Source organism: Cupriavidus sp. 21MJTG02-4 (assembly GCF_057798975.1).
The window spans coordinates 204386-225946 of sequence record NZ_JBYOJP010000005.1; the positions used below are offsets into that span (position 1 = coordinate 204386).

The following is a 21561-nucleotide window of genomic DNA, read 5'->3' on the forward strand; positions in this document are numbered from 1 at the left end:
CGCAGGCCGCTACCGGATCTCCGCTCGACTTGTCCGTACGCAAAGCGTGGCCAATGACGGGTTTCCCTTCCGGGCAAATCGCCCATACTGGAAAAACCGCCGGCCTACGGCGGCAATCCGTCCGCCCGGTCCTGACACCGACCGTGCAAAGGAGCAAGACCGACATGCCTACGTATGAAGAAGGACGCCTGGCGGCCATCGCAGTCAGGCTGGCGCTGTCTTCAGGGCTGGCACCGGCCCGCGCCAGGGCCGCGCTGGAGTTGGCAAGCACCATGATCCGCGATCAGGAAGCGACCGCCGCCACTCAGAACAAGGTGCCCTGCGCGTCGTCCGCATCGGCCGTCCAACTGGTTGGCACGCGAAATCGCGACGTATCGAGTTCGAATCGGTTGTAACGGAATCCCAGCCGGTCTGCCGCCTTGTAGAAGCGCTGGCGCATCAGGTCGGCCCACACCCCTGTTCCGCGCATGCGTGTGGCAAAGCTGGCGTCATAGGCTTTGCCCTCGCGCATGTCACGCACGCGGTTCATCACCCGCTCGGCCCGGTCCGGAAAATGGGCCTGCAGCCATTCCTCAAACAGCGGGCGCACTTCCCACGGCAACCTCAGCACGATGTAGTTGGCATAGACGGCTCCCGCCTGGCGCGCAGCCTCCAGCACGCGCTCTAGGTCTGGCTCGGTGATGAACGGAATGACCGGCGCGATACTGACGCCAACCGGGATGCCTGCCTCCGACAATGTGCGGATCGTACGCAGGCGCCGCGATGGCGTAGCCGCGCGCGGCTCCAGGGTGCGCGCGATCGTGGCATCCAGCGTGGTCAGCGTCACAGCCGCCACGGCGAGCCCCTTGGCCGCCATGGGCGCCAGCAGATCGATATCGCGCTCGATCAGCGAGGATTTCGTGATCAGCGCCACCGGATGGTCGCAGGCGCTGAGCACTTCCAGGATGCCGCGCGTCACACGATGCTCGCGCTCGATCGGCTGGTAGGCATCGGTATTCACGCCGAGCGCAATCGTCTCGCAACGGTAAGCCGGCCGGACCAGCGCCGCGCGCAGCCGTTCGGCGGCGTTGGTCTTGGCATACAGGCGGGTCTCGAAATCCAGCCCTGGCGACAGGTCCAGGTAGGCGTGCGTGGGCCTGGCAAAGCAATAGATGCAGCCATGTTCGCAGCCGCGGTATGGATTCAGCGAGACATCGAACGGGATATCCGGAGACGCATTGTGCGTGAGGATCGAGCGCGCGCGCTCGATCGTGACTTCGGTGCGCAGCGGCGCAAGCGCGGTGTCAACCGGGACGATTGGAATGACGGGCTTGCGCATCGCGGCTTGTTCGCCCGTGCCGGCGGACTCGCCATCGCTTTCGTCGTTGCCGGCCGCTCCCCAGCCGTCATCGAACGGCTCGCGCTGGTCCCGTTCGAACCGGCCCTGGATATTGCTGACCGCGCCCCGCCCCTTGCGCGCCACGGGCGCACGAACGCCGGCCGTGGCGCTCGCGTCTTCGGCGTCGCGTTCGCGGCGCAATGCACCGTGCGGATCGGGGGCGGAATCCGGCGGGGAACGTCTCATCGTCAGGCTGGCTGCGCCTTCTCCTCCACGGAAATGGCCAGTGTCTCCTTGATCTCTTCCATCACCACATAACTCTTCGACTGCGCGGCGCCCGGCAACTGCAGCAGGATGTCGCCGAGCAGGCGCCGATATTCACCGATCTCGCGGATGCGCGCCTTGATCAGGTAATCGAAGTCGCCGGAGACCAGATGGCACTCCAGCACCTCGGGAATGCGCAGGACTTCGCGGCGGAACTGCTCAAACATATTGCCCGACTTGTTACCGAGCGAAATCTCGACGAACACCAGCAGCGCACTGCCGAGCAGGGTCGGATTCAGCCGCGCGTAGTACCCCATGATGACACCATCGCGCTCAAGGCGCTTGACCCGCTCGATGCACGGCGTGATGGTCAGCCCGACCGCCTCGGCGAGGTCTTTCATCGACATCCGGCCATCCGCCTGCAGCAGCATCAGGATCTTGCGGTCGAGGCGGTCAAGGGCACGCACCGGCTGGCGACTCGTTCTCATGAGTTATTCCTGTTTTTCTAAGAAATTCGAAAACTATGACTGGATTAGATTCAATAGTATAGAGACAAATCCTTCAATACCCTGACATCCTGGTTAGGAGCCCCCGAAACATGCGCGTTCTCGTACTTGGCAGTGGCGTCATTGGCGTCACCAGTGCGTGGTATCTGGCCAAAGCTGGTCATGAAGTAACGGTTGTGGACCGCGAAGCTGGCCCAGCGCTCGGCACCAGCTTTGCCAATGCCGGGCAGATCTCGCCGGGATACGCATCGCCGTGGGCCGCTCCGGGCGTGCCGCTCAAAGCCATCAAGTGGATGTTCCAGGAACACGCGCCGCTCAGCATTCGCCCGGACGGGACCCTGTTCCAGTTGCAATGGATGTGGCAGATGCTGCAGAACTGCAGCGCCGAGCGCTACGCCGTCAACAAGGAACGCATGGTGCGGCTGGCCGAATACAGCCGCGATTGCATCCGCGACCTGCGCGCCCAGACCGGCATTGCCTATGAAGGACGCCAGCAAGGCACGCTGCAAGTGTTCCGTACGCAGGACCAACTCGATGGCGCGGCCAAGGACATCGCCGTACTCGAGGAAGCCGGCGTGCCCTACCAGTTGCTTTCGCGCGAGGAACTCGCCGCGAGCGAACCGGCGCTGGCCGCCGTCAGCCACAAGCTGAGCGGCGGCCTGCGCCTCCCCAACGACGAAACCGGCGACTGCCAGATGTTCACCGGACGGCTGGCAGCCATGGCCGAGTCGCTGGGCGTGAAATTCCTCTACAACCGCTCGATCAACAACCTGATGACCCAGGGCGACGCCGTGACCGGCGCCGTGGTCGATGGCGAGCCCATGCCGGCCGACCTCGTCGTCGTGGCGCTGGGCAGCTGGTCGACGCAGCTCGTCAAGCCGTTCCTGCATGGCATGTCGAACCTGCCGGTCTATCCGCTCAAGGGCTTCTCGATCACGGTGCCGATGACCGATGCCTCGCGCAGCCCGGTATCCACCGTGCTGGACGAAACCTACAAGGTCGCGATCACGCGCTTCGAGGATCGCATCCGCGTCGGCGGCATGGCGCAGATCGTGGGCTATGACCGTTCGCTCGATCCGGCCAAGCGCCGCACGCTGGAACACGTGGTCACCGACCTGTTCCCGGGCGCCGGGGATGTCAGCGAGGCCACCTTCTGGACCGGCCTGCGTCCGATGACGCCGGACGGCACGCCCATCGTCGGCCCGACCCAGGTACGCGGCCTCTGGCTCAATACGGGCCACGGCACGCTTGGCTGGACCATGGCCTGCGGCTCGGGCAAGCTGCTGTCGGATCTGGTCTCGGGCAAGTCCCCCGCGATCCGCGCGGACGACCTGTCGGTGGCACGGTACCTGAAGCCGGCTCGCACGCACGGCATGCCGCGCCCCGCGACGGCCTGACCGGCCCAGCCATATCAGCAAAAAGGGCGGCCCTATAGGCCGCCCTTTTTGTATGCCGGAAACCGCCGAATCAGAACTGCTCAGGCGATACGGCGTTCACCGGCGCAGAGCCCGCGACGATGGCATCGCGCAGCCCCGACGCCTGCGACAAGACATGCTCGGCGAAAAAATGCGCCGTGGCGATCTTGGCATCATGGAAGCCCGGATCCTCCGCACGCTTCGCGTCCGCAGCCAGCATGGCGCGGCCAAGCTGCCAGCCCGAGAACACAATGCCACACAGCTTCAGGTAAGGCACGCTGCCCGCGAACACCGCGTTCGGGTCCGACTTGGTATTGGCGACGACGAACGCCACCACGGCCTCGAGCGCTGCACGGCCCTTGGCCAGTTGTGCCTGCACTGCCGCAAAGGCAGCGCCACCATGCTTGCCCAGTGCGGCTTCGGTCTCGGCGATGCCGGCGCAGAGACTACGCGCCACCGCGCCACCGTCACGCACCGTCTTGCGGCCGACCAGGTCATTCGCCTGGATGGCGGTGGTGCCTTCGTAGATCGCCAGGATGCGCGAATCCCGGTAATGCTGGGCCGCGCCGGTTTCCTCGATAAAGCCCATGCCGCCGTGCACCTGCACGCCCAGGCTCGTCACATCGATCGACAGCTCGGTGCTCCAGCCCTTCACGATCGGCACCAGGAATTCGTAGACGGCCTGGTTCTGCTTGCGCACGGCCTCGTCCGGATGGTTGTGCGCGGCATCGCTGATGGCGGCAGCCACGTAGGCCACGGAACGCGCGCCTTCGATCAGGCTGCGCATGGTCATCAGCATGCGCTTGACATCCGGGTGGTAGATGATCGTCACGGCCTCGCGCGCCGAACCGTCGACCGGGCGGCTCTGCACGCGCTCGCGCGCATAGCCCACGGCCTGCTGGTAAGCCCGCTCGGAAATGGCGATGCCCTGCATGCCGACCGCGAAACGCGCCGAGTTCATCATGATGAACATGTACTCGAGGCCGCGGTTCTCTTCGCCCACCAGCGTGCCGATGGCACCGCCGTGGTCGCCGAACTGCAGCACCGCGGTCGGGCTGGCCTTGATGCCCAGCTTGTGTTCGATCGACACGCAATGCACATCATTGCGCGCGCCCGTAGAGCCGTCCGCGTTGACCAGGAACTTCGGCACGATGAAGAGCGAGATGCCCTTCACGCCTTCTGGCGCATTCGGCGTGCGGGCCAGCACCAGGTGGACGATGTTGTCCGCCATGTCGTGCTCGCCGTAGGTAATGAAGATCTTGGTGCCGAAGATCTTGAAGGTACCGTCGCCCTGAGGCTCCGCACGCGTGCGCACCGCAGCCAGGTCCGAACCGGCCTGCGGCTCGGTCAGGTTCATGGTGCCAGTCCACGCGCCGGAGATCAGCTTGGGCAAGTAGGTGGCCTTCTGCGCGTCCGAGCCGGCCGTCAGCAGCGCCTCGATGGCGCCATCCGTCAGCAGCGGGCACAGCGAGAACGACAGGTTCGCGCTGTTGAGCATTTCATTGCAGGGCGTGCCAATCAGCTTGGGCAGGCCCTGGCCTTCGAATTCCTGCGGATGCTGCACGCCTTGCCAGCCTGCCTCGGCGAACTGACGGAACGCTTCCTTGAAGCCCGGGGTGGTAGTGACCACGCCGTCTTTCCAACTGCTCGGGTCCAGGTCGCCGGCGCGGTTCAGCGGCGCTACCACCTGCTCGTTGAACTTGGCGGCCTCTTCCAGCACAGCCTGGGCGGTTTCCGGCGTGGCTTCCTCGAAGCCCGGCAACTGGCTGACGGCTTCCAGCCCCGCCAGCTCGTTCATCACGAACAGCATGTCCTTGAGCGGTGCGCGGTAGGTCATCGATGTCTCCAAACGTGTATGAAAAAGCCGTTCGCGGGGCAGGCCCGGAACGGCTTATGCAGCATCTCTGCAGGGCCGGCCACAAGAGCCGGCGATGAATCAGCCCAGTGCCGCGACGAGCTCCGGCACCACGGTGTTCAGGTCACCAACGAGGCCGTAGTCCGCCACCGAGAAGATCGGGGCTTCGGCGTCCTTGTTGATCGCGACGATCACCTTGGAGTCCTTCATGCCGGCCAGGTGCTGGATCGCGCCCGAGATACCGACGGCGATGTACAGCTGCGGCGCGACGATCTTGCCGGTCTGGCCGACCTGGTAGTCGTTCGGCACGAAGCCTGCGTCCACGGCGGCGCGCGAAGCGCCCAGCGCGGCGCCCAGCTTGTCGGCCAGCGGGGTCAGCACCTTGGTGTAGTTCTCGCCCGAGCCCACGCCACGGCCACCCGAGACGATCACCTTGGCGGCGGTCAGTTCCGGACGGTCGTTCTTGGCCACTTCGCGCGAAACGAACTGCGACACGCCTGCGTCGGCCACGGCCGGCAGGTTTTCCACGGCGGCCGAACCGCCTTCGGCGGCAGCGGCGTCAAAGGCCGTACCGCGCACGGTGATGACCTTGATCTTGTCCGAGGACTTCACGGTGGCGATGGCGTTGCCGGCGTAGATCGGACGCTCGAACGTGTCCGGGGCGTCGACCTTGGAGATTTCCGAGATCTGGGCCACGTCCAGCTTGGCAGCCACGCGCGGCAGGACATTCTTGCCGTACGGGGTGGCCGGGGCCAGGATGTGGCTGTAGTCGTTGGCGATGGCCAGCGCCTGCTCGGCGATGTTTTCGGCCAGGCCGTCGCCGAAATAGGCGGCGTCGGCCAGCAGCACCTTCGACACGCCGGCGATCTTCGCGGCGGCAGCGGCAGCGGCAGCGGCGTTGGCGCCAGCCACCAGCACGTGGACATCGCCGCCGCATTGGGCAGCTGCCGTCACCGTGTTCAGCGTGGCGGCCTTGATCGATTGATTGTCGTGTTCAGCAATGACGAGTGCAGTCATGTTCTATCTCCCCGCGCTCAGATAACTTTGGCTTCGTTCTTCAGCTTCTGCACCAGCGTCGCAACGTCCGGCACCATCACACCCGCGCTGCGCTTGGCAGGTTCGACCACCTTCAGCGTCGACAGGCGCGGCTTGACGTCCACGCCGAGGTCTTCCGGCTTGACGGTATCGAGCGGCTTCTTCTTGGCCTTCATGATGTTCGGCAGCGTGACGTAGCGCGGCTCGTTCAGGCGCAGGTCCGTCGTCACTACGGCCGGCAGCTTCAGCGACAGGGTTTCCAGGCCGCCGTCGACTTCACGGGTCACCGATGCCTTGCCGTCGGCCACGACCACCTTCGAAGCGAAGGTTGCTTGCGGCAGGCCAGCCAGCGCGGCCACCATCTGGCCGGTCTGGTTCGAGTCGTCGTCGATGGCCTGCTTGCCCAGGATCACCAGTTGCGGCTGCTCCTTGTCGATCAGGGCCTTGAGCAGCTTGGCCACGGCCAGCGGCTGCAGGTCTTCGTTCGATTCCACCAGGATGCCGCGGTCGGCACCGATGGCCATGGCGGTGCGCAGGGTTTCCTGGCACTGCGCCACGCCGCACGACACGGCGATGACTTCGGTGGCAACGCCCGCTTCCTTCAGGCGCACGGCCTCTTCGACGGCGATTTCGTCGAACGGGTTCATGCTCATCTTGACATTGGCCAGATCCACGCCGGTGCCGTCGGCCTTCACCCGCACCTTCACGTTGTAATCCACCACCCGCTTGACTGCGACGAGTACTTTCATGCGCTCACTCCACTGATAGCTGATAGTCAGAAATTTGTCCGCTCGTCATTATAACCACCGGGTTGGCGGCTCTCATATTTTTCGAACGATCGTACTATTTTATCGGCAAAATTTTGCCGGGCATAGCCCGGCAGGCCTTTTGCACGCTGGTGATTGTGCCGCCACCCGGGCGGCACGCACATCGTCGATTTGGATGAAGTCCCGACTTACCAGGCCGTAATCACCGAATCCTTGAAGGTAGAAGTGATGTATTGCTTGATTTCCGGCGACTGGTAGGCCTTCACCAGCTTGGCGACCCAGGGCTTGTTCTTGTCGGCCTCGCGGATCGCGATCAGGTTCGCATAGGGACCCTTCGGGCCTTCCATGGCGATTGCATCACGTGTGGGCGACAAACCCGCCGATTCCGCATAGTTGCCATTGATCGCGGCGGCGTCCAGGTCATCGAGCGAGCGCGGCAGTTGCGCGGCGTCCAGCTCGACAATGCGGAGCTTCCTCGGGTTCTCGACGATATCCAGCGGCGTTGCCTTCAGGCCGGCATTCGGCTTGAGCTTGATCAGTCCCTTGCTCTGCAGCAGCAGCAGGCCGCGGCCGCCGTTGGTCGGATCATTCGGCACGCCGACGCGCGCGCCGGCCTTGAGCTGGTCCAGCGACTTGATCTTCTTGGAATACACGCCCATCGGGAACGTGACCGTGAAGGCGATATGCGTGAACTTGTAGCCGCGGTCCTTCATCTGGGCTTCGAGGTACGGCAGGTGCTGGTAGCTGTTGGCATCCAGGTCGCCAGCGGCCAGCGCGGCGTTGGGCTGCACGTAGTCGCTGAATTCAATCACCTGGATGTTGAGGCCATCCTTGGCCGCGACCTTCTTGACCTGCTCCATGATCTGCGCGTGCGGGCCGCCGGTGACGCCGATCTTGATCGGCTTGTCCTGGGCCATGGCGCCCGTGGCCAGCGTGGCGCCGAGTACGGCGCCGAGAATCCATTGCAGCAGGTTGCGACGTTGCATGTCTTGCCTTCTTTATCAAGTAGCCGGCTGACCGCGGGTGCGGCACAGCCTGTTTAATTGCCCGTGAATCGACTCAGGTGAAGATCAGCGATGGCTGATGCGCCGGACCAGCCAGTCGCCAAAGCTCTGCACGGCCTGCACGAAGATGATCAGGATTACGACCACCGCGACCATCACCTCCGTGATGTAGCGCTGGTAGCCATAGCGGATGCCCAGGTCGCCCAGGCCGCCACCGCCGATCGCGCCCGCCATGGCCGAATAACCGACCAGGCTCACGAAGGTGATAGTCAGGCCGGCGACGATGCCAGGCATTGCCTCCGGCAGCAGCACCTTCCAGACGATCTGTCCGGTGGTGGCGCCCATCGACTGCGCCGCTTCGACCAGGCCCTTGTCGACCTCGCGCAGCGCGCTTTCCACCAGGCGCGCGATGAACGGGATCGCCGCGATGGTCAGCGGCACAATGGCAGCCGTGGTGCCGATCGACGACCCCACGATCACGCGCGTGAACGGGATCACTACCACCAGAAGGATGATGAACGGGATCGAACGCACCGCGTTGACGACCACGCCGATGGTGCGGTTGAACAGCGGATGCGACAGCACGCCGCCACGATTGGTCAGGTGCAGCAGCACGCCCAGCGGCACGCCCAGCAGCGAGCCGACCACGCCGGAGATCGCCACCATCAGCAGCGTTTCGTTGAACGACGTGAGGAACAGGTCAAACATCTCAGACAACATGTTCGATCTCCTCGACCACCACGCCTTGTTGCTGCAGGTATTCCATGGCTGCCTTCACGTCGGCCAGTTCGCCAGTCGCCATGATTGCCAGGGAGCCGAAGGCCTGTCCCTGGATTTCATCGATATGGCCATGCAGGATATTGAAATCGAGCCCATAGCGGCGAATAGCCTGCGCCAGCACCGGCTGGTCCACGCCCTCGCCGGTAAAGGCCAGGCGGTAGACATGATCGCGCCCGTTGCCAAGACGGCTTTCCACGCGCTTGAGCACGCTCTCGGGCAGTTCCTGCGCAATCACGTCGCCGATCATGGCGCGCGTGACTTCATGCTGCGGACGCAGGAACACGTCGATCACGCGCCCTTCTTCCACCACGCGGCCGGCTTCCAGCACCGCCACGCGATCGCAGACCTGCTTGATCACCTCCATCTGGTGCGTGATCATCACGATGGTCAGGCCCAGTTCGCGGTTGATCTGCTTGAGCAGGTCAAGGATCGAGCGGGTGGTTTCGGGGTCGAGCGCGGAGGTCGCCTCGTCCGACAGCAGCACCTTGGGCTTGCTCGCCAGCGCACGAGCAATGCCCACGCGCTGTTTCTGGCCGCCGGAAATCTGCGACGGATAGCGGTCCTTCAGCGCCGACAGGCCGACCAGTTCGAGCAACGGCAGCACCGTGTCCTCGATTTCCGACTTCGACTTGCCCGCCAACTCCAGCGGCAGTGCCACGTTCTGGAATACCGTGCGCGACGACAGCAGGTTGAAGTGCTGGAAGATCATGCCGATCTCGCGTCGCGCCAGGCGCAGCGCGCCGTTGTCCAGCGCGGTCAGGTCCTGGCCGGCGACGATCACGCGTCCGCTGGTGGGGCGGTTGAGCAGGTTGATGGCGCGTACCAGCGTGCTCTTGCCCGCGCCGCTGCGGCCGATAATGCCGAAGACCTCGCCCGCCCCGATGGACAGGCTGACGTCCCGCAATGCATGCACTTCACCCGATCCGCCGGGGAAGCGCTGCGAGAGTCCTTGCAGTTCGATCATGAGAGTGACCAAAAGAAAACGGCAACAGGCGAGAATATCTCCAGCGCTGTTGCCGCACGTTATTTTTATGAAGCGAGCATTTTAAGCGATCCGCTTCATACCCTAAACGAATTTTTGCCGATTCCCTTATGCGTTCACGGTATATAGGGCGTTAAATATGCCTTACGGGGCACGCCAACCCGGTGGACGCTTGTCGAGGAAAGCCTGAATACCCTCCAGCGCCGAATCGTCCATCATGTTGCACGCCATGGTTTGTCCGGCCAACTGGTACGCCGCCTCGATGCCCATTTCGAGTTGCCGGTAGAACAGCCCTTTGCCTGCCGCCACGGCCGCCGCCGGCTTGGCGCAGACGCTCGCAGCCAGGCGCGCCACCTCGTCATCCAACTGTGCCAGGGGCACGGCACGGTTGATCAGGCCGCGCGCGCACGCGGTAGCCGCATCGATCATGTCGCCGGTCAGCAGCATCTCCATGGCCTGCTTGCGCGACAGGTTGCGCGACAAGGCCACGCCCGGCGTGGAACAAAACAAGCCGAGATTGACGCCGGACACGGCAAAGCGCGCATCGTCGGCTGCCACCGCCAGGTCGCACATGGCCACCAGTTGGCAACCCGCCGCGGTCGCGATGCCGTGGACTCGCGCGATAACCGGCTGCGGCATCTTCTGGATTGCCATCATCATGCGCGTGCAGCGGTCGAACAGGCGCCGGTAGTAATCGTGCGACGGCTCGGCGCGCATTTCGCGCAAATCGTGCCCTGCACAGAAAGCCTTCCCCGCGCCGGCCAGCACCACGACCCGCACCGTATCATCGGCACCCAATCGGGCAAAGGCATCCGTCAGTTCGCCTAGCAGGCCCTCGGACAGCGCGTTGAACGCCTCCGGGCGGTTCATGGTCAGCCGGGCAACGCCCTCCGCGTCGCGGGATTCGGTCAGCTGCGCGCTCACGCGCGGATCGGTATCGGCCATGCCAGGCTTTCCTCCTTATCGTTCCAGCAGCACTTTCAGGTGCGCCAGCACACTGCGGCCCAGCGCGCTCAGGTTGTAGCCGCCTTCCAGGCAACTGACGATGCGCCCGTTCGCGTGGGCGCGCGCCACATCGACGAGCTGGCCGGTAATCCAGGCGTAGTCCTGCTCGACCAGGCCCATCTGGCCGAGGTCATCCTCGCGGTGGGCGTCGAAGCCGGCCGAGATAAACACCATCTGCGGACGGAATTCATTCAGGCGCGGCAGCCAGATGGTCTCGACCACTTCGCGCACGGCCAGCCCGTTGGTATAGGCCGGCAACGGGATGTTCGCCATATTGGTGGCGATATGCTCGGTGCCGCTATAGGGATAGAACGGGTGCTGGAAAAAGCTGCACATCAGCACGCGCGGGTCGCCGCGGAATGCGGCCTCGGTGCCATTGCCGTGATGGACGTCGAAGTCGACGATCGCCACGCGTTCCAGTCCGTGTGCCGCCAGCGCATGGCGCGCGGCGACCGCCACGTTGTTGAAGAAGCAGAAACCCATGGCGCGGTCGGGCTCGGCATGGTGTCCGGGCGGGCGCACGCAGCAGAATGCGTTTTCCACCTCGCCCGCCATCACGGCGTCGGTAGCCGCGACCGCGGCGCCCGCTGCCAGCTTTGCCGCAGCCAGCGTATGCGAGTTCATCGACGTGTCGGGGTCGATCGGGTAGTAGCCGCTGGCAGGGCTGGCGCGCTCCAGCGAATCGACATAGTCGGCCCCGTGCACGCGTTCGATCTGCTCGCGGGTGGCCGGCGTCGCCTCGCGGCGTTCCAGCAGACCGTCCATGCCGTGGGAAATCAGGTGATCCTCGATCGCCTGCAGGCGTTCCGGGCACTCGGGATGGAAATGACCCATCTCGTGCCGCAGGAACTCCGGATGCGTGTAATAGCCCGTCGGCATGTCTTATCTTCGTGTTTTGTCTCCAAACGTTACGTTAGCACAGGACAAGGCCGCCAGCGCCGCGCCAGACCTGTCGCGGCGCCGCATTCGCCGGGGAATAGCGGAGTGCCATCCGCTATACTCGCTGCGACTTGCTAAGGACACCATGACCGACACCCAGCGTTCATTGCGCCGCCCGTTGCTGGGCGCAGCGCTCTCCGCTGCCGCACTGGGACTCTGCGGCCTCTCGCCCAACCTCCTCGCCGCCGGCAAGCGCCGCGTGAGCGTACGGGAAAAAGAAATCGAACCCGGACGCTATCGCGACAATGCACAAACGCGGGCCTTCATCGACGACATGGTGACCCGCCACGGCTTTGACCGCGCCACGCTGGAAAACTGGTTCGGACAAGCCGTCTATTCCGCCACCGTGGCACGACTGATCCTGCCGCCGACCACGCCCGGGCGCAAAAGCTGGCGCGCCTATCGCTCGCGCTTTATCGAGCCGATCCGCATCAACGCGGGCATGCGCTTCTGGCAGGAGAACCGCGACACGCTGCGCCGCGCCGAAGCGGAGTTCGGCGTGCCGGCCTCCGTCATCGTCGGCATCATCGGCGTCGAGACCATCTACGGACGCGACATGGGCACGTTCCGCGTGATCGACTCGCTCTCGACACTGGCCTTCGATTACCCGTCCACGCCCAACCGCGACGCCAGGACGACACTGTTCCGCACCCAGCTTGCGGACTACCTGCTGTGGTGCCGCGACACCCGCACCGACGTCTTTTCGGTGCTCGGCTCCTACGCGGGCGCCATCGGCATTCCGCAGTTCATGCCGACCAGCCTGCGCGAGTACGCGATCGACTATGACGGCAACGGTCGTATCGACCTGCGCAACAGCCCTGCCGACGCCATCGGCAGCGTCGGCCGCTTTCTCCAGCTGCATGGCTGGGAGGCGGGCCGGCCCGTGGTCTGGCGCCTGGCGCCCGACGAGGGCAGCCGCGGCATCGCAGCCGCCGCCGCGGACGGCGAACCCTGGCCGACGCGTACGCTGAACCAGCTGACCAAGGCCGGCCTGCGGCTCGATGAGCCCATCGACGCGGTGCGTGAAGGCGAGACCGGCGTCCTGGTAGTCGACCTGCCTACGCCCGACCAGCCCACCGAGTACATGATCGGCCTGCGCAATTTCTATGTGCTGACCCGCTACAACCGCAGCTTTTTCTACGCGCTGGCGGTGTATCAGCTGGGCGAGGCCGTCAAGGCCGCGATGGGCTGACGCTCCAGGCAACCGACGTTACATTGCGGCCCGCCAGCCTGTTGCTGGCGGGCCGATTCATTGCGCGCACGAATTGTGCGCCAAAAGCCACCGCAATTTCCGGGCCAACCCTTGCGCTCCCTTACAATAGCGGCCTGACGCCACGTGACTTCCCGCGAGCCATTCGTGACACCATCCCAGACCCTGATTCCCGCAGATTTACTGAAGCAGTCGAAGAAGATACTGTTTATCGCCCACCTTGCCCTGGGCGACTTCACCTATCTGCAAAACTTCTTCAAAGCCTTCGCGCAGGCAAACCCGCACCTGGAAATCCATCTCTGGGTCGATGAAGTCCGTCGCACCAGCGATACCAAGGCCTGGGAATATCTCCGCAAGTACTCGCTCTACGACTGGGTCGCCGCGTGCCCGTTCTTCAGCAAGATCTATACGCGCACGTACAGCCCGGAACTCTACGAAGAATCGATTCGCGACGCCCGGCAGGAGCACTACCCGATCGTGGTGTCGCTGGCGACGCTACGCCCGCACCAGTACGCAGACCTGGCGCGCACGATCAGTCCGGACGGCTTCGTGGTCGGCATGACGCGGCCGGTCCGTTTCTATCAGCCGCACCACCTGCTTGCCTACCGCAAGCTCGACGCATCGATTCCGCCGTACAAGGTCGACCGGTCCGCGCCGCAGCACATCAGCGATGTGTACGCCCACTGGTTCCGACAGATCAGCGGACTGGAAGTCAGCGCAGCGGAGCGCTTTCCGTTTGTCGACATTCCCGCGCGATGGCAACAGTATGCGCAGGAAACGCTGGCCGCCTGGGGCTTTGCCCCGCGCCAGGGGAAGCTGGTCTTCATCAACCCCTATGCCAAGACGAAGAAGCGCTGCTGGTCGCTGGAACAGGTCGCAGCCCTGATCCAGGGCATGCAGCAGCAGCCGCACTGGCGCGACAGCTGCTTTATCGTCAATGCCGTGCCGCAGGAGCTGGCCCATGCGCGCGAAGTCATCGGCGGATACGCCCTCGCGCGCACCGAGCTGTTCAGCGCCGAAGACAACTTCTTCCAGCTGCCGGCCATCCTGGCGCAATGCGACCTGATCATCTCGGTGGAAACGGCGGTGATGCACCTGGCTAATGCCGTGCATGTGCCGGTCATCGCGCTGATGCGCCAGAAAAACCCGGAATGGGTGCCGATCGACCGCGACCACAGCACGGTCATCACCGCCCCCAACCGACGGGACTGGGTCAAGTCCGTCACCGTCGAACAAGTCATGAAGGCCATGCAATGAACCTGACCTCGTCCACCAGCCCCGCGCCCGCGCCGATGACGGGCTCCAATGGCAAGCCTTCGTTCCATATCGCCTTCTGCGTCGATGACAACTACTTCCGGCCGATGGGCGCGACGATCGCCTCGATCATCGACAACAACCCGGGGCAGCATTTCACATTCCATGTGCTGACGTTTTCGGCGCTGGAAGATAATCAGCGCCGCCTGAAACAGCTGGAAGAAATGTATCCGGTCAGCACGCAGCTGCATCTGCTCGAGCTGGCGTCGTTCACGCAGTTTTCGCATTTCCTTGGCCACTCGCACTATTCGCTGTCGATTTTCACGCGACTGGTGATCCCCGAGGTGCTGCGCGGCCAGACCGGGCGCGTGCTGTACCTGGATGCCGATATCCTGTGTGTCGGCCGCCTCGATGAGTTGGTCGACATGGACATCAGCAGCGACATCGCGGTCGTGGTGCCGGATGCCCCGGTCACGCTGCGCCGCCGCGTTGCCGCGCTCGGCCTGGCCCGCGAGGAGTACTTCAACGGCGGCGTGCTGTTCATGAATATCGAGAAGTGGCTGGCGGAGAACATTACGCCGCAGACGCTGGAAGCCTTGCTCGATACCAGCACCGACATGCGTTTCAACGACCAGGACGCGCTCAATAAAGTGCTCAATGGCCGCGCGCGGTATATATCGCCGCGCTGGAATTACCTGTACGACCTGATCCACGACCTGAACGTCAACAGCTTCGCGATGCGTCCGGTCGGCAAGGCCGTCTTTATCCATTTCGCTGGCTCGGTCAAGCCGTGGGCGGATTGGAGTGGCCACGAAGCGCGAACCCTGTTCCGCAAGTATCTGGCCTTGTCACCGTGGCACGACAAGCCGCTCGATCCGGAGCCGAGGAACACCAAGGAAATGCGCATGCATTCGCGCTTCATGTTCCGCCAGGGGAAACCCGTGGAAAGCCTGAAGTGGTATTTGCGGTATTTGCGCAAGCGGGCGCGGCGGTAATGCCCCGATGGCATGACATCCCCCTGCTCTCACATCGAAGATAAATGGCAATTCGAAGCAAACACATACTGGTCAGCCGCACCGACAATATCGGCGACATAGTACTGACTTTGCCCATGGTCGCCCGACTGAGGCAATTGAACCCGAATGCAAAGATCAGCTTTCTTTGCCGTGCCTATGCCGCGCCGCTGGTCCGTTTCTGCACCGACATCGATGAAGTCATCGAACTGGAAAGCATGGCCGATGCGCCGGTCGAATTTCTGAAAAAGTCGGGGATCGATACCATCATCCTGGCGCAGCCCGATCGCAAGCTCGCCATGGCCGCTTTTCGCGCCGGCATCCGGCACCGGATCGGCAATGCCCGCCAGAAGCTCTACCTGCTGTTCTATTGCAACCGGCGCGTGCGCTTCAGCAAGCGGATCATGGAAGAGCATGAAGCGCAGATCAACTTTCAGTTCCTGAGCCCGTTCGGAAGCCGTAGCACGCCGTCCCTGGAGGAAATTCCCGGGCTGTACCACTTTGACATTCCGGCAGACGCCGCCATTGCCGAAATGCAGGGCCGCTATGCGTTCAACCTGGTTCTGCATACCAAGTCGAACGGCCATGGCCGCGAATGGCCGATCGAATACTACGCCAGGCTCGCCAAGATGCTGTCGGCCAGAAAGGACGTCCATCTCTGGTTGTCGGGCAGTGCGAAGGAAGGAGAGTGGCTGAAGGCCAACGGCAGCGCGCTGCTGTCACAGCCAAACGTGACCAGCCTGTGCGGTACGCAGACGCTTGGCCAACTCACGACCTTCATTCATCAGGCTGACGGCCTGATTGCGAGCGGCACGGGGCCGCTGCACCTGTCGGCCGCGATCGGACAGCGCACGCTGGGGCTGTTTCCGCCTACGCGCCCGATGCATCCGGGCCGATGGGCGGCGCTCGGAAGTCAAGCCCAGAACCTGGTCGAGGATAAAAGCTGTACCGATTGCGCGAAGCTGGAGACGGTGACCTGCGATTGCATGTACCGGATCAGTCCGGAGTCCGTTCTCGGGGTTGTCGAGGGGTGGATCCGGGACAAGGCCGCTGCATAGACCAACGAGACCAACGACGCTCACGCACCAACATTCGGCGACTGGTCAGGCCGGTCGCCGCATGCTCCGACGTGCGGTAGCTGCATGCACGTCGCCTTGGGGCCAGCCTCTCAGGCGGGAAAAACCCCGGTGGACAGATACCGGTCCCCGCGGTCGCAGACGACGAAAACGATTGTCGCGTTTTCCACTTCCTCGGCAACGCGCATGGCCACGCACAGTGCGCCCGCAGCGGAGATACCGGAAAAAATGCCCTCTTCACTCGCCATGCGGCGCGCCATATGTTCCGCATCGGCCTGGCTGACAGGCTCGGTGCGATCCACATACTTGGCGTCATAGATCTTCGGCAGGTAGGCCTCCGGCCATTTGCGAATACCGGGAATGCGCGAGCCTTCCTCCGGCTGCGCGCCGATGATCTCGATGGCGGGATTCTGTTCTTTCAGGTAACGCGAGACACCCGTGATGGTGCCGGTCGTACCCATGGCCGAAACGAAATGCGTGATCCGGCCTTCGGTATCGCGCCAGATCTCCGGCCCGGTCGTTTCGTAGTGGGCCAGCGGGTTGTCCGGATTGGAGAACTGGTCCAGGATGACGCCCTTGCCTTCGCGCTCCATGGAATCCGCCAGGTCACGCGCGTACTCCATGCCGCCCTTGACCGGCGTCAGGATGATCTCCGCACCATAGGCCGCCATGCTCTGGCGGCGCTCCAGGCTCAGGTCTTCCGGCATGATCAGCACCATCTTGTAGCCGCGGATTGCCGCAGCCATGGCAAGCGCGATGCCAGTGTTGCCGGAAGTGGATTCGATCAGCGTATCGCCGGGCTTGATGCGGCCACGCGCCTCCGCGCGGGCAATCATCGAGACTGCCGGTCGATCCTTGACCGATCCGGCCGGGTTGTTGCCCTCTAGCTTGCCCAGGATGACATTGCCGCGCGCGTCGTTGGCGGCACCGGGAATGCGCTGCAGTCTGACCAGCGGCGTATTGCCGATGGTGTCTTCAATTGTCTTGTAGGCCATGGTGCGGGGTGGAATTGGTCCCGCACATTGTAAACCAGGGCCCCGACACGCGCCGGAGGGGTCGGTCAGGCCCACTCCTGGTAGGGCTGCACCCGCTTACGCCTCCTTGTTGCCTTCGCCCAGCAGGTGATAGAGCAGGATGCAGCCAAAGGTTGCGGTGCCGATGCCCCCGAGCGTCATGCCACCAAGCTTCAGGGTCAGGTCGCCCGCGGCCACGGTCAGCGTGGCACCAACCGTGATGAGATTACGCGAACTCGAGAAGTCCACGTGGTTCTGGACCCAGATACGGCCAGCCGTAGCGGCAATCAGGCCGAACACCACGATCGTCAGTCCGCCAATGACCGGGCCCGGGATGGTCAGGATCAGTGCGCCGAACTTCGGCGAGAAACCAAGCACGATGGCGACCACGGCCGCCACGACAAAGATCAGCGTCGAATAGATCTTGGTAACGGCCATCACGCCCATGTTCTCGGCATACGTGGTGACGCCCGTGCCGCCGCCGCTGGCCGACAGCATGGTCGCGATGCCGTCGCCGATGAAGGCGCGGCCGATGTACGGATCCAGGTTGCGCCCGGTCATCACGCCGATGGCCTTGATGTGGCCAAGGTTCTCCGCCACCAGCACGATGGCCACCGGGGCGATCAGCAGCATGGCGCTGGCCTGGAACACCGGCGAGGCAAACGACGGCAGCCCGAACCAGCTCGCGGCTGCCACGCCCGAGAAATCGATCGGCTTGCCGAGACCCATCTGATTCGCGCCGGCATAGTAGATCAGGTAGCCAAACAGGCCCCCGATCAGCACCGGCAGGCGTCCGATCATGCCCGGCGCCCGAACGGCCACGAGCCCGACAGCCAGCACGGTCAGAAGGCCAATCCAGGTGTCGAACGAGGAGCCGCTCACAGCCTTGACCGCGACCGGGGCCAGGTTCAGCCCGATGGCCGCAACGATCGCGCCGGTGACCACCGGCGGCATCAACCGCTCGACCCAGCCATAGCCGACCGCCTGCACCACAAGCCCGATGACCGTGTACAGCGCGCCAGCGGCAATGATGCCGCCCAGGGCCACCGGGATATTGGCATTGGGCCCGCTTCCTGCGTAACCCGTGGCCGCGATCACGACGGCGATGAACGCAAAGCTGGAGCCGAGATAGCTCGGCACCCGACCGCGCACGCACAGGAAGAAGATCAGCGTGCCGATGCCCGAGAACAGGATGGCGATATTCGGATTGAAGCCCATCAGGATCGGCGCGATCGCCGTGGAGCCGAACATCGCCACCACATGCTGGATGCCGGCAAGCACGGTCTGCCCCGCAGGCAGGCGCTCATCGGGACCGATAACCCCTTGCGTCTTCAATCGCCACTTCGGCAGGAACCCTGCGTCCTCGCCATTCGTCATTGTCATGCTCCCTGTTGTTCTGCCCGGCTCTCCCCGGCCCCTCGGTAAAGGGCAGGCCCGGCCTGATTTTTTCGGATCTTGCGCGGCCGACTGAATACCGTGGCCTTCGCTGGCTGCCGCATGATACTCCGCCGCTGTCGGCAAGCGAAGCAGCGTGCGCCTGTCAGGTACGCGCATACCAACGGCACAACATGGAACCGGATGGATCGGATTCGAAGCAACAGGACCATGGCGCCGCGGTGCCCTTCCCTTGCACCGGCGGCGCCATGCCATATCAGCGCTTGGCGGGTCGAGAGGCAGCCGCCGCGCCGGCGGGAACCGCTGCCGGCGCGGCCTTGGCACCGATCGTCAGGCCGGCCTCCTGCATGCGGGCCACCGACTTGGTGCCGACGCCGCTGACGCGCTCGGCAAGATCGTCCGCGCTCTTGTAGGGGCCGTGCTTGGTGCGCTCGTCAATGATGTTCCTGGCGGTTGCGGGCCCGATGCCTTTCACCGAGGTCAGGGCTGAAGCGTCCGCCGAATTGACGTCCACCGCGGCCATCGCGGCTCCGCTGAACGACATCCAGAGCGCTGCGGCCAGGCAGCCGCGCCTGAGCAATGTCTTGAACATGGGTGAGTTCCTTATCCGTTTGCATTTGCGTTGCCTCGCCGGGATTGGCAAGGTGCGCTCAGGATAGGACCGGCCGCGTGCGGCTGCGCACGCCGCAACCAAAGTTCACTCGCATTGAACGGAGATGTTTCGGCAGCTCAATGGCAGCGTTCGAGCAACCACTGGCAATAGCGCGCCACACCTTCTTCCATCGGAACGAAAGGCGCGGCATAGCCGGCGTCGCGCAGGCGTGACAGATCCGACTGCGTGAAGCTCTGGTACCGCCCACGCAGCGCATCGGGGAAACGGATGTATTCCAGCAGGCCTTCCTGCACCAGTTCGTCCGGCGCCAGCGGTGGCTTGCCATCGGCCGCGCGCAGCGTGTTGACCACGACCGCGGCGACATCGTTGAACGAACGCGCCTGTCCGGACCCGACATTGAAGATGCCCGAGCGGCGCGGATGATCGAGGAAGAACAGGTTGACCCTCACCACATCCTCGACCGCGACAAAATCGTGGCTCTGGCAGCCCGGCCCATGGCCAGCATGTTCGCCGAACAGCTTGACCGTGCCCTCGGCACGGAACTGCTCGAATTGCTGCCAGACGATCGAGGCCATGCGGTTCTTGTGCGCCTCGCCGGCACCATACACGTTGAAATAGCGCAGGCCGACCACCTGCGACAGCGCGCCTTCCAGCCGCTTGCGCACGACCTGGTCGAACAGGAACTTGGAGTAGCCGTAGATGCTCACGGGCCGCTCGCAGTCACGCACTTCGCGAAAGGTCGGGGACTCGCCGTAGACCGCCGCCGACGATGCATAGAGGAACTGCGCATCCTGCGCCAGGCAGGATTCCATCAGCCGCTTGCTGTAGCGGTAGTTGTTCTCCATCAGGTAGCGGCCGTCCTGCTCCAACGTGTCGGTGCAGGCGCCCAGATGGAACACCGCGCGCACCCTGCCGAACTCGCCGCGCTCGAAGCGGGGCAGGAAGTCGTCCTTGTCGAGGTAGTCGCGAATCTCGCAATCCACCAGGTTGTGGAACTTGTCAGGGCGATGGAGATTGTCGACGGCGACAATCTGGTCCTCGCCACGCGCGTTCAGTCCCTTGACAAGGTTGCTGCCGATGAATCCCGCAGCGCCGGTGACGATGATGGTCATGATCGGTCCGACAGAGAGTTCAACAGGGGCGCCGCAAGCCTGGCGTTCAGCCCGCCGAGCCGAACAGCTCCGGATAGCTGACGACGGCCGTACCGAGCTTGCCGACGACGATGCCGCCCGCACGGTTGGCGAACTGCACCGCCTGCTTCAGCGGCACGCCGGCGGCGAGCATGGTCGCCAGCGTGGCGATCACGGTATCACCGGCACCAGATACATCATAGACTTCACGCGCCTGTGCCGAGACATGCAGCACCTCCGCCTCGGTGTACAGGGTCATGCCCTCTTCCGACCGGGTCAGCAGCAACGCTTCGAGCTGCAGGTCGCGACGCAGGTTCTGCGCGCGCGCGGTGAGGTCCTGTTCGCTTTTCCAGGCCCCAACAACCCGGCGGATCTCCGCACGGTTGGGCGTGATCAGCGTGGCACCGCGATAGCGCGAGTAATCATCGCCCTTGGGATCGACCAGGACCATCCGGCCTGCCGCGCGACCGGCCTCGACCATGCGGCCGACGTGCGTCAGGCCACCCTTGCCATAGTCCGACAGGAGCAGCACCTCGTACTGCTTCACGAGCTCCTGGAAACCGTCCAGCACGGACAGCAGGACTTCATGTGCCGGCGGATTCTCGAAATCCACGCGCAGCAGCTGCTGCTGGTGCGCCAGCACGCGCAGCTTGATCGTCGTGTTGACGCTGGCGTCGCGGTGCAGGTACGGCTGCACCTTGCAGGCTGCCAGCAACGATTCGATGGTCCGGCCGGGCTCGTCGTCGCCCACGACGCCGAGCATGCCGACCTGCGCACCCAGCGCGGCCGAGTTGCGGGCCACGTTGGCGGCGCCGCCCAGGCGTTCATCGCTGCGCTTGATCTGGACGACCGGGACAGGCGCCTCCGGCGAAATACGCTCGACGTCGCCGAACCAGTAGCGGTCCAGCATCATGTCGCCGACCACCAGGATGCGCGCCTGGCGGATCTGATCCTGCGAAATTTGATTCATACCCTTGGTTCCTCCGG

General features: G+C 64.1%; 21 protein-coding genes. 5 read left to right on the forward strand and 16 right to left on the reverse strand.

Going from position 1 to position 21561, the window contains the following annotated elements; translation table 11 throughout:
- Window positions 1-304 precede the first annotated feature (304 nt).
- Window positions 305-1564, reverse strand: a complete 1260-nt coding sequence (locus tag AC3FKH_RS12615) for a PA0069 family radical SAM protein (protein ID WP_488675947.1) — start codon at window positions 1562-1564, stop codon at window positions 305-307.
- A gap of 2 nt (window positions 1565-1566) precedes the next feature.
- Window positions 1567-2070, reverse strand: a complete 504-nt coding sequence (locus AC3FKH_RS12620) for an Lrp/AsnC ligand binding domain-containing protein (RefSeq protein WP_488675949.1) — start codon at window positions 2068-2070, stop codon at window positions 1567-1569.
- A gap of 110 nt (window positions 2071-2180) precedes the next feature.
- Between AC3FKH_RS12620 and AC3FKH_RS12625 the strand changes: the two genes are divergently transcribed.
- On the forward strand, window positions 2181-3485 hold the full coding sequence (locus AC3FKH_RS12625; protein WP_488675951.1) for a D-amino acid dehydrogenase: 1305 nt from the start codon (window positions 2181-2183) through the stop codon (window positions 3483-3485).
- A gap of 70 nt (window positions 3486-3555) precedes the next feature.
- On the opposite strand, the gene AC3FKH_RS12630 is transcribed toward AC3FKH_RS12625, so the two are convergent.
- From AC3FKH_RS12630 to AC3FKH_RS12665, 8 genes are all read right to left on the reverse strand, one after another.
- Window positions 3556-5340 (reverse strand): acyl-CoA dehydrogenase, encoded by a 1785-nt coding sequence (locus tag AC3FKH_RS12630; protein ID WP_488675953.1) that lies wholly within the window; start codon window positions 5338-5340, stop codon window positions 3556-3558.
- Between the two features lie 99 nt (window positions 5341-5439).
- On the reverse strand, window positions 5440-6375 hold the full coding sequence (locus AC3FKH_RS12635) for an electron transfer flavoprotein subunit alpha/FixB family protein (RefSeq protein ID WP_483729970.1): 936 nt from the start codon (window positions 6373-6375) through the stop codon (window positions 5440-5442).
- Window positions 6376-6392: 17 nt separating this feature from the next.
- Window positions 6393-7142, reverse strand: coding sequence for an electron transfer flavoprotein subunit beta/FixA family protein (locus AC3FKH_RS12640; RefSeq protein ID WP_483710750.1), 750 nt, complete (start codon window positions 7140-7142; stop codon window positions 6393-6395).
- Window positions 7143-7348: 206 nt separating this feature from the next.
- Window positions 7349-8146 (reverse strand): MetQ/NlpA family ABC transporter substrate-binding protein, encoded by a 798-nt coding sequence (locus AC3FKH_RS12645; protein ID WP_488675954.1) that lies wholly within the window; start codon window positions 8144-8146, stop codon window positions 7349-7351.
- 84 nt (window positions 8147-8230) lie between these two features.
- Window positions 8231-8884, reverse strand: a complete 654-nt coding sequence (locus AC3FKH_RS12650) for a methionine ABC transporter permease (RefSeq protein ID WP_483710748.1) — start codon at window positions 8882-8884, stop codon at window positions 8231-8233.
- Window positions 8874-9908 (reverse strand): methionine ABC transporter ATP-binding protein, encoded by a 1035-nt coding sequence (locus AC3FKH_RS12655; RefSeq protein ID WP_488675956.1) that lies wholly within the window; start codon window positions 9906-9908, stop codon window positions 8874-8876. The genes AC3FKH_RS12650 and AC3FKH_RS12655 overlap by 11 nt, the downstream gene beginning before the upstream one ends.
- A gap of 162 nt (window positions 9909-10070) precedes the next feature.
- Entirely contained in the window at window positions 10071-10871 is an 801-nt protein-coding gene (locus AC3FKH_RS12660; RefSeq protein WP_488675958.1) for an enoyl-CoA hydratase, read from the reverse strand.
- Window positions 10872-10886: 15 nt separating this feature from the next.
- Window positions 10887-11810, reverse strand: a complete 924-nt coding sequence (locus tag AC3FKH_RS12665) for a histone deacetylase family protein (protein WP_488675960.1) — start codon at window positions 11808-11810, stop codon at window positions 10887-10889.
- A gap of 145 nt (window positions 11811-11955) precedes the next feature.
- Between AC3FKH_RS12665 and mltB the strand changes: the two genes are divergently transcribed.
- From mltB to AC3FKH_RS12680, 3 genes are all read left to right on the forward strand, one after another.
- Entirely contained in the window at window positions 11956-13062 is a 1107-nt protein-coding gene (gene mltB, locus AC3FKH_RS12670; protein WP_488675962.1) for a lytic murein transglycosylase B, read from the forward strand.
- A gap of 165 nt (window positions 13063-13227) precedes the next feature.
- Entirely contained in the window at window positions 13228-14337 is a 1110-nt protein-coding gene (locus AC3FKH_RS12675; protein WP_488675964.1) for a glycosyltransferase family 9 protein, read from the forward strand.
- Window positions 14334-15329: a glycosyltransferase family 8 protein gene (locus tag AC3FKH_RS12680; protein ID WP_488675966.1), complete on the forward strand. Its 996-nt coding sequence runs from the start codon at window positions 14334-14336 to the stop codon at window positions 15327-15329. The genes AC3FKH_RS12675 and AC3FKH_RS12680 overlap by 4 nt, the downstream gene beginning before the upstream one ends.
- A 29-nt stretch (window positions 15330-15358) precedes the next feature.
- Here the strand turns inward: AC3FKH_RS12680 and AC3FKH_RS12685 are convergent, their stop codons facing one another.
- Window positions 15359-15763, reverse strand: a complete 405-nt coding sequence (locus AC3FKH_RS12685) for a hypothetical protein (RefSeq protein WP_488676291.1) — start codon at window positions 15761-15763, stop codon at window positions 15359-15361.
- On the opposite strand from AC3FKH_RS12685, the gene AC3FKH_RS12690 reads away from it, so the two are divergent.
- The gene (locus tag AC3FKH_RS12690; protein ID WP_488676276.1) at window positions 15647-16405 is read left to right on the forward strand and encodes a glycosyltransferase family 9 protein; all 759 of its coding nucleotides are present in this window, start codon (window positions 15647-15649) and stop codon (window positions 16403-16405) included. The genes AC3FKH_RS12685 and AC3FKH_RS12690 overlap by 117 nt on opposite strands.
- Window positions 16406-16515: 110 nt before the next feature.
- On the opposite strand, the gene cysM is transcribed toward AC3FKH_RS12690, so the two are convergent.
- The 5 genes from cysM to rfaE1 all read right to left on the reverse strand — a co-directional run bounded on the left by cysM (window position 16516) and on the right by rfaE1 (window position 21544).
- The gene (gene cysM, locus AC3FKH_RS12695; RefSeq protein WP_488675968.1) at window positions 16516-17418 is read right to left on the reverse strand and encodes a cysteine synthase CysM; all 903 of its coding nucleotides are present in this window, start codon (window positions 17416-17418) and stop codon (window positions 16516-16518) included.
- Between the two features lie 96 nt (window positions 17419-17514).
- The gene (locus AC3FKH_RS12700; protein ID WP_488676278.1) at window positions 17515-18813 is read right to left on the reverse strand and encodes a solute carrier family 23 protein; all 1299 of its coding nucleotides are present in this window, start codon (window positions 18811-18813) and stop codon (window positions 17515-17517) included.
- 274 nt (window positions 18814-19087) lie between these two features.
- Window positions 19088-19423: a ComEA family DNA-binding protein gene (locus AC3FKH_RS12705; protein WP_488675970.1), complete on the reverse strand. Its 336-nt coding sequence runs from the start codon at window positions 19421-19423 to the stop codon at window positions 19088-19090.
- A gap of 137 nt (window positions 19424-19560) precedes the next feature.
- On the reverse strand, window positions 19561-20556 hold the full coding sequence (rfaD, locus tag AC3FKH_RS12710; protein ID WP_488675972.1) for an ADP-glyceromanno-heptose 6-epimerase: 996 nt from the start codon (window positions 20554-20556) through the stop codon (window positions 19561-19563).
- A gap of 46 nt (window positions 20557-20602) precedes the next feature.
- Window positions 20603-21544: a D-glycero-beta-D-manno-heptose-7-phosphate kinase gene (gene rfaE1 / locus AC3FKH_RS12715; RefSeq protein ID WP_488675974.1), complete on the reverse strand. Its 942-nt coding sequence runs from the start codon at window positions 21542-21544 to the stop codon at window positions 20603-20605.
- Window positions 21545-21561: the final 17 nt, after the last annotated feature.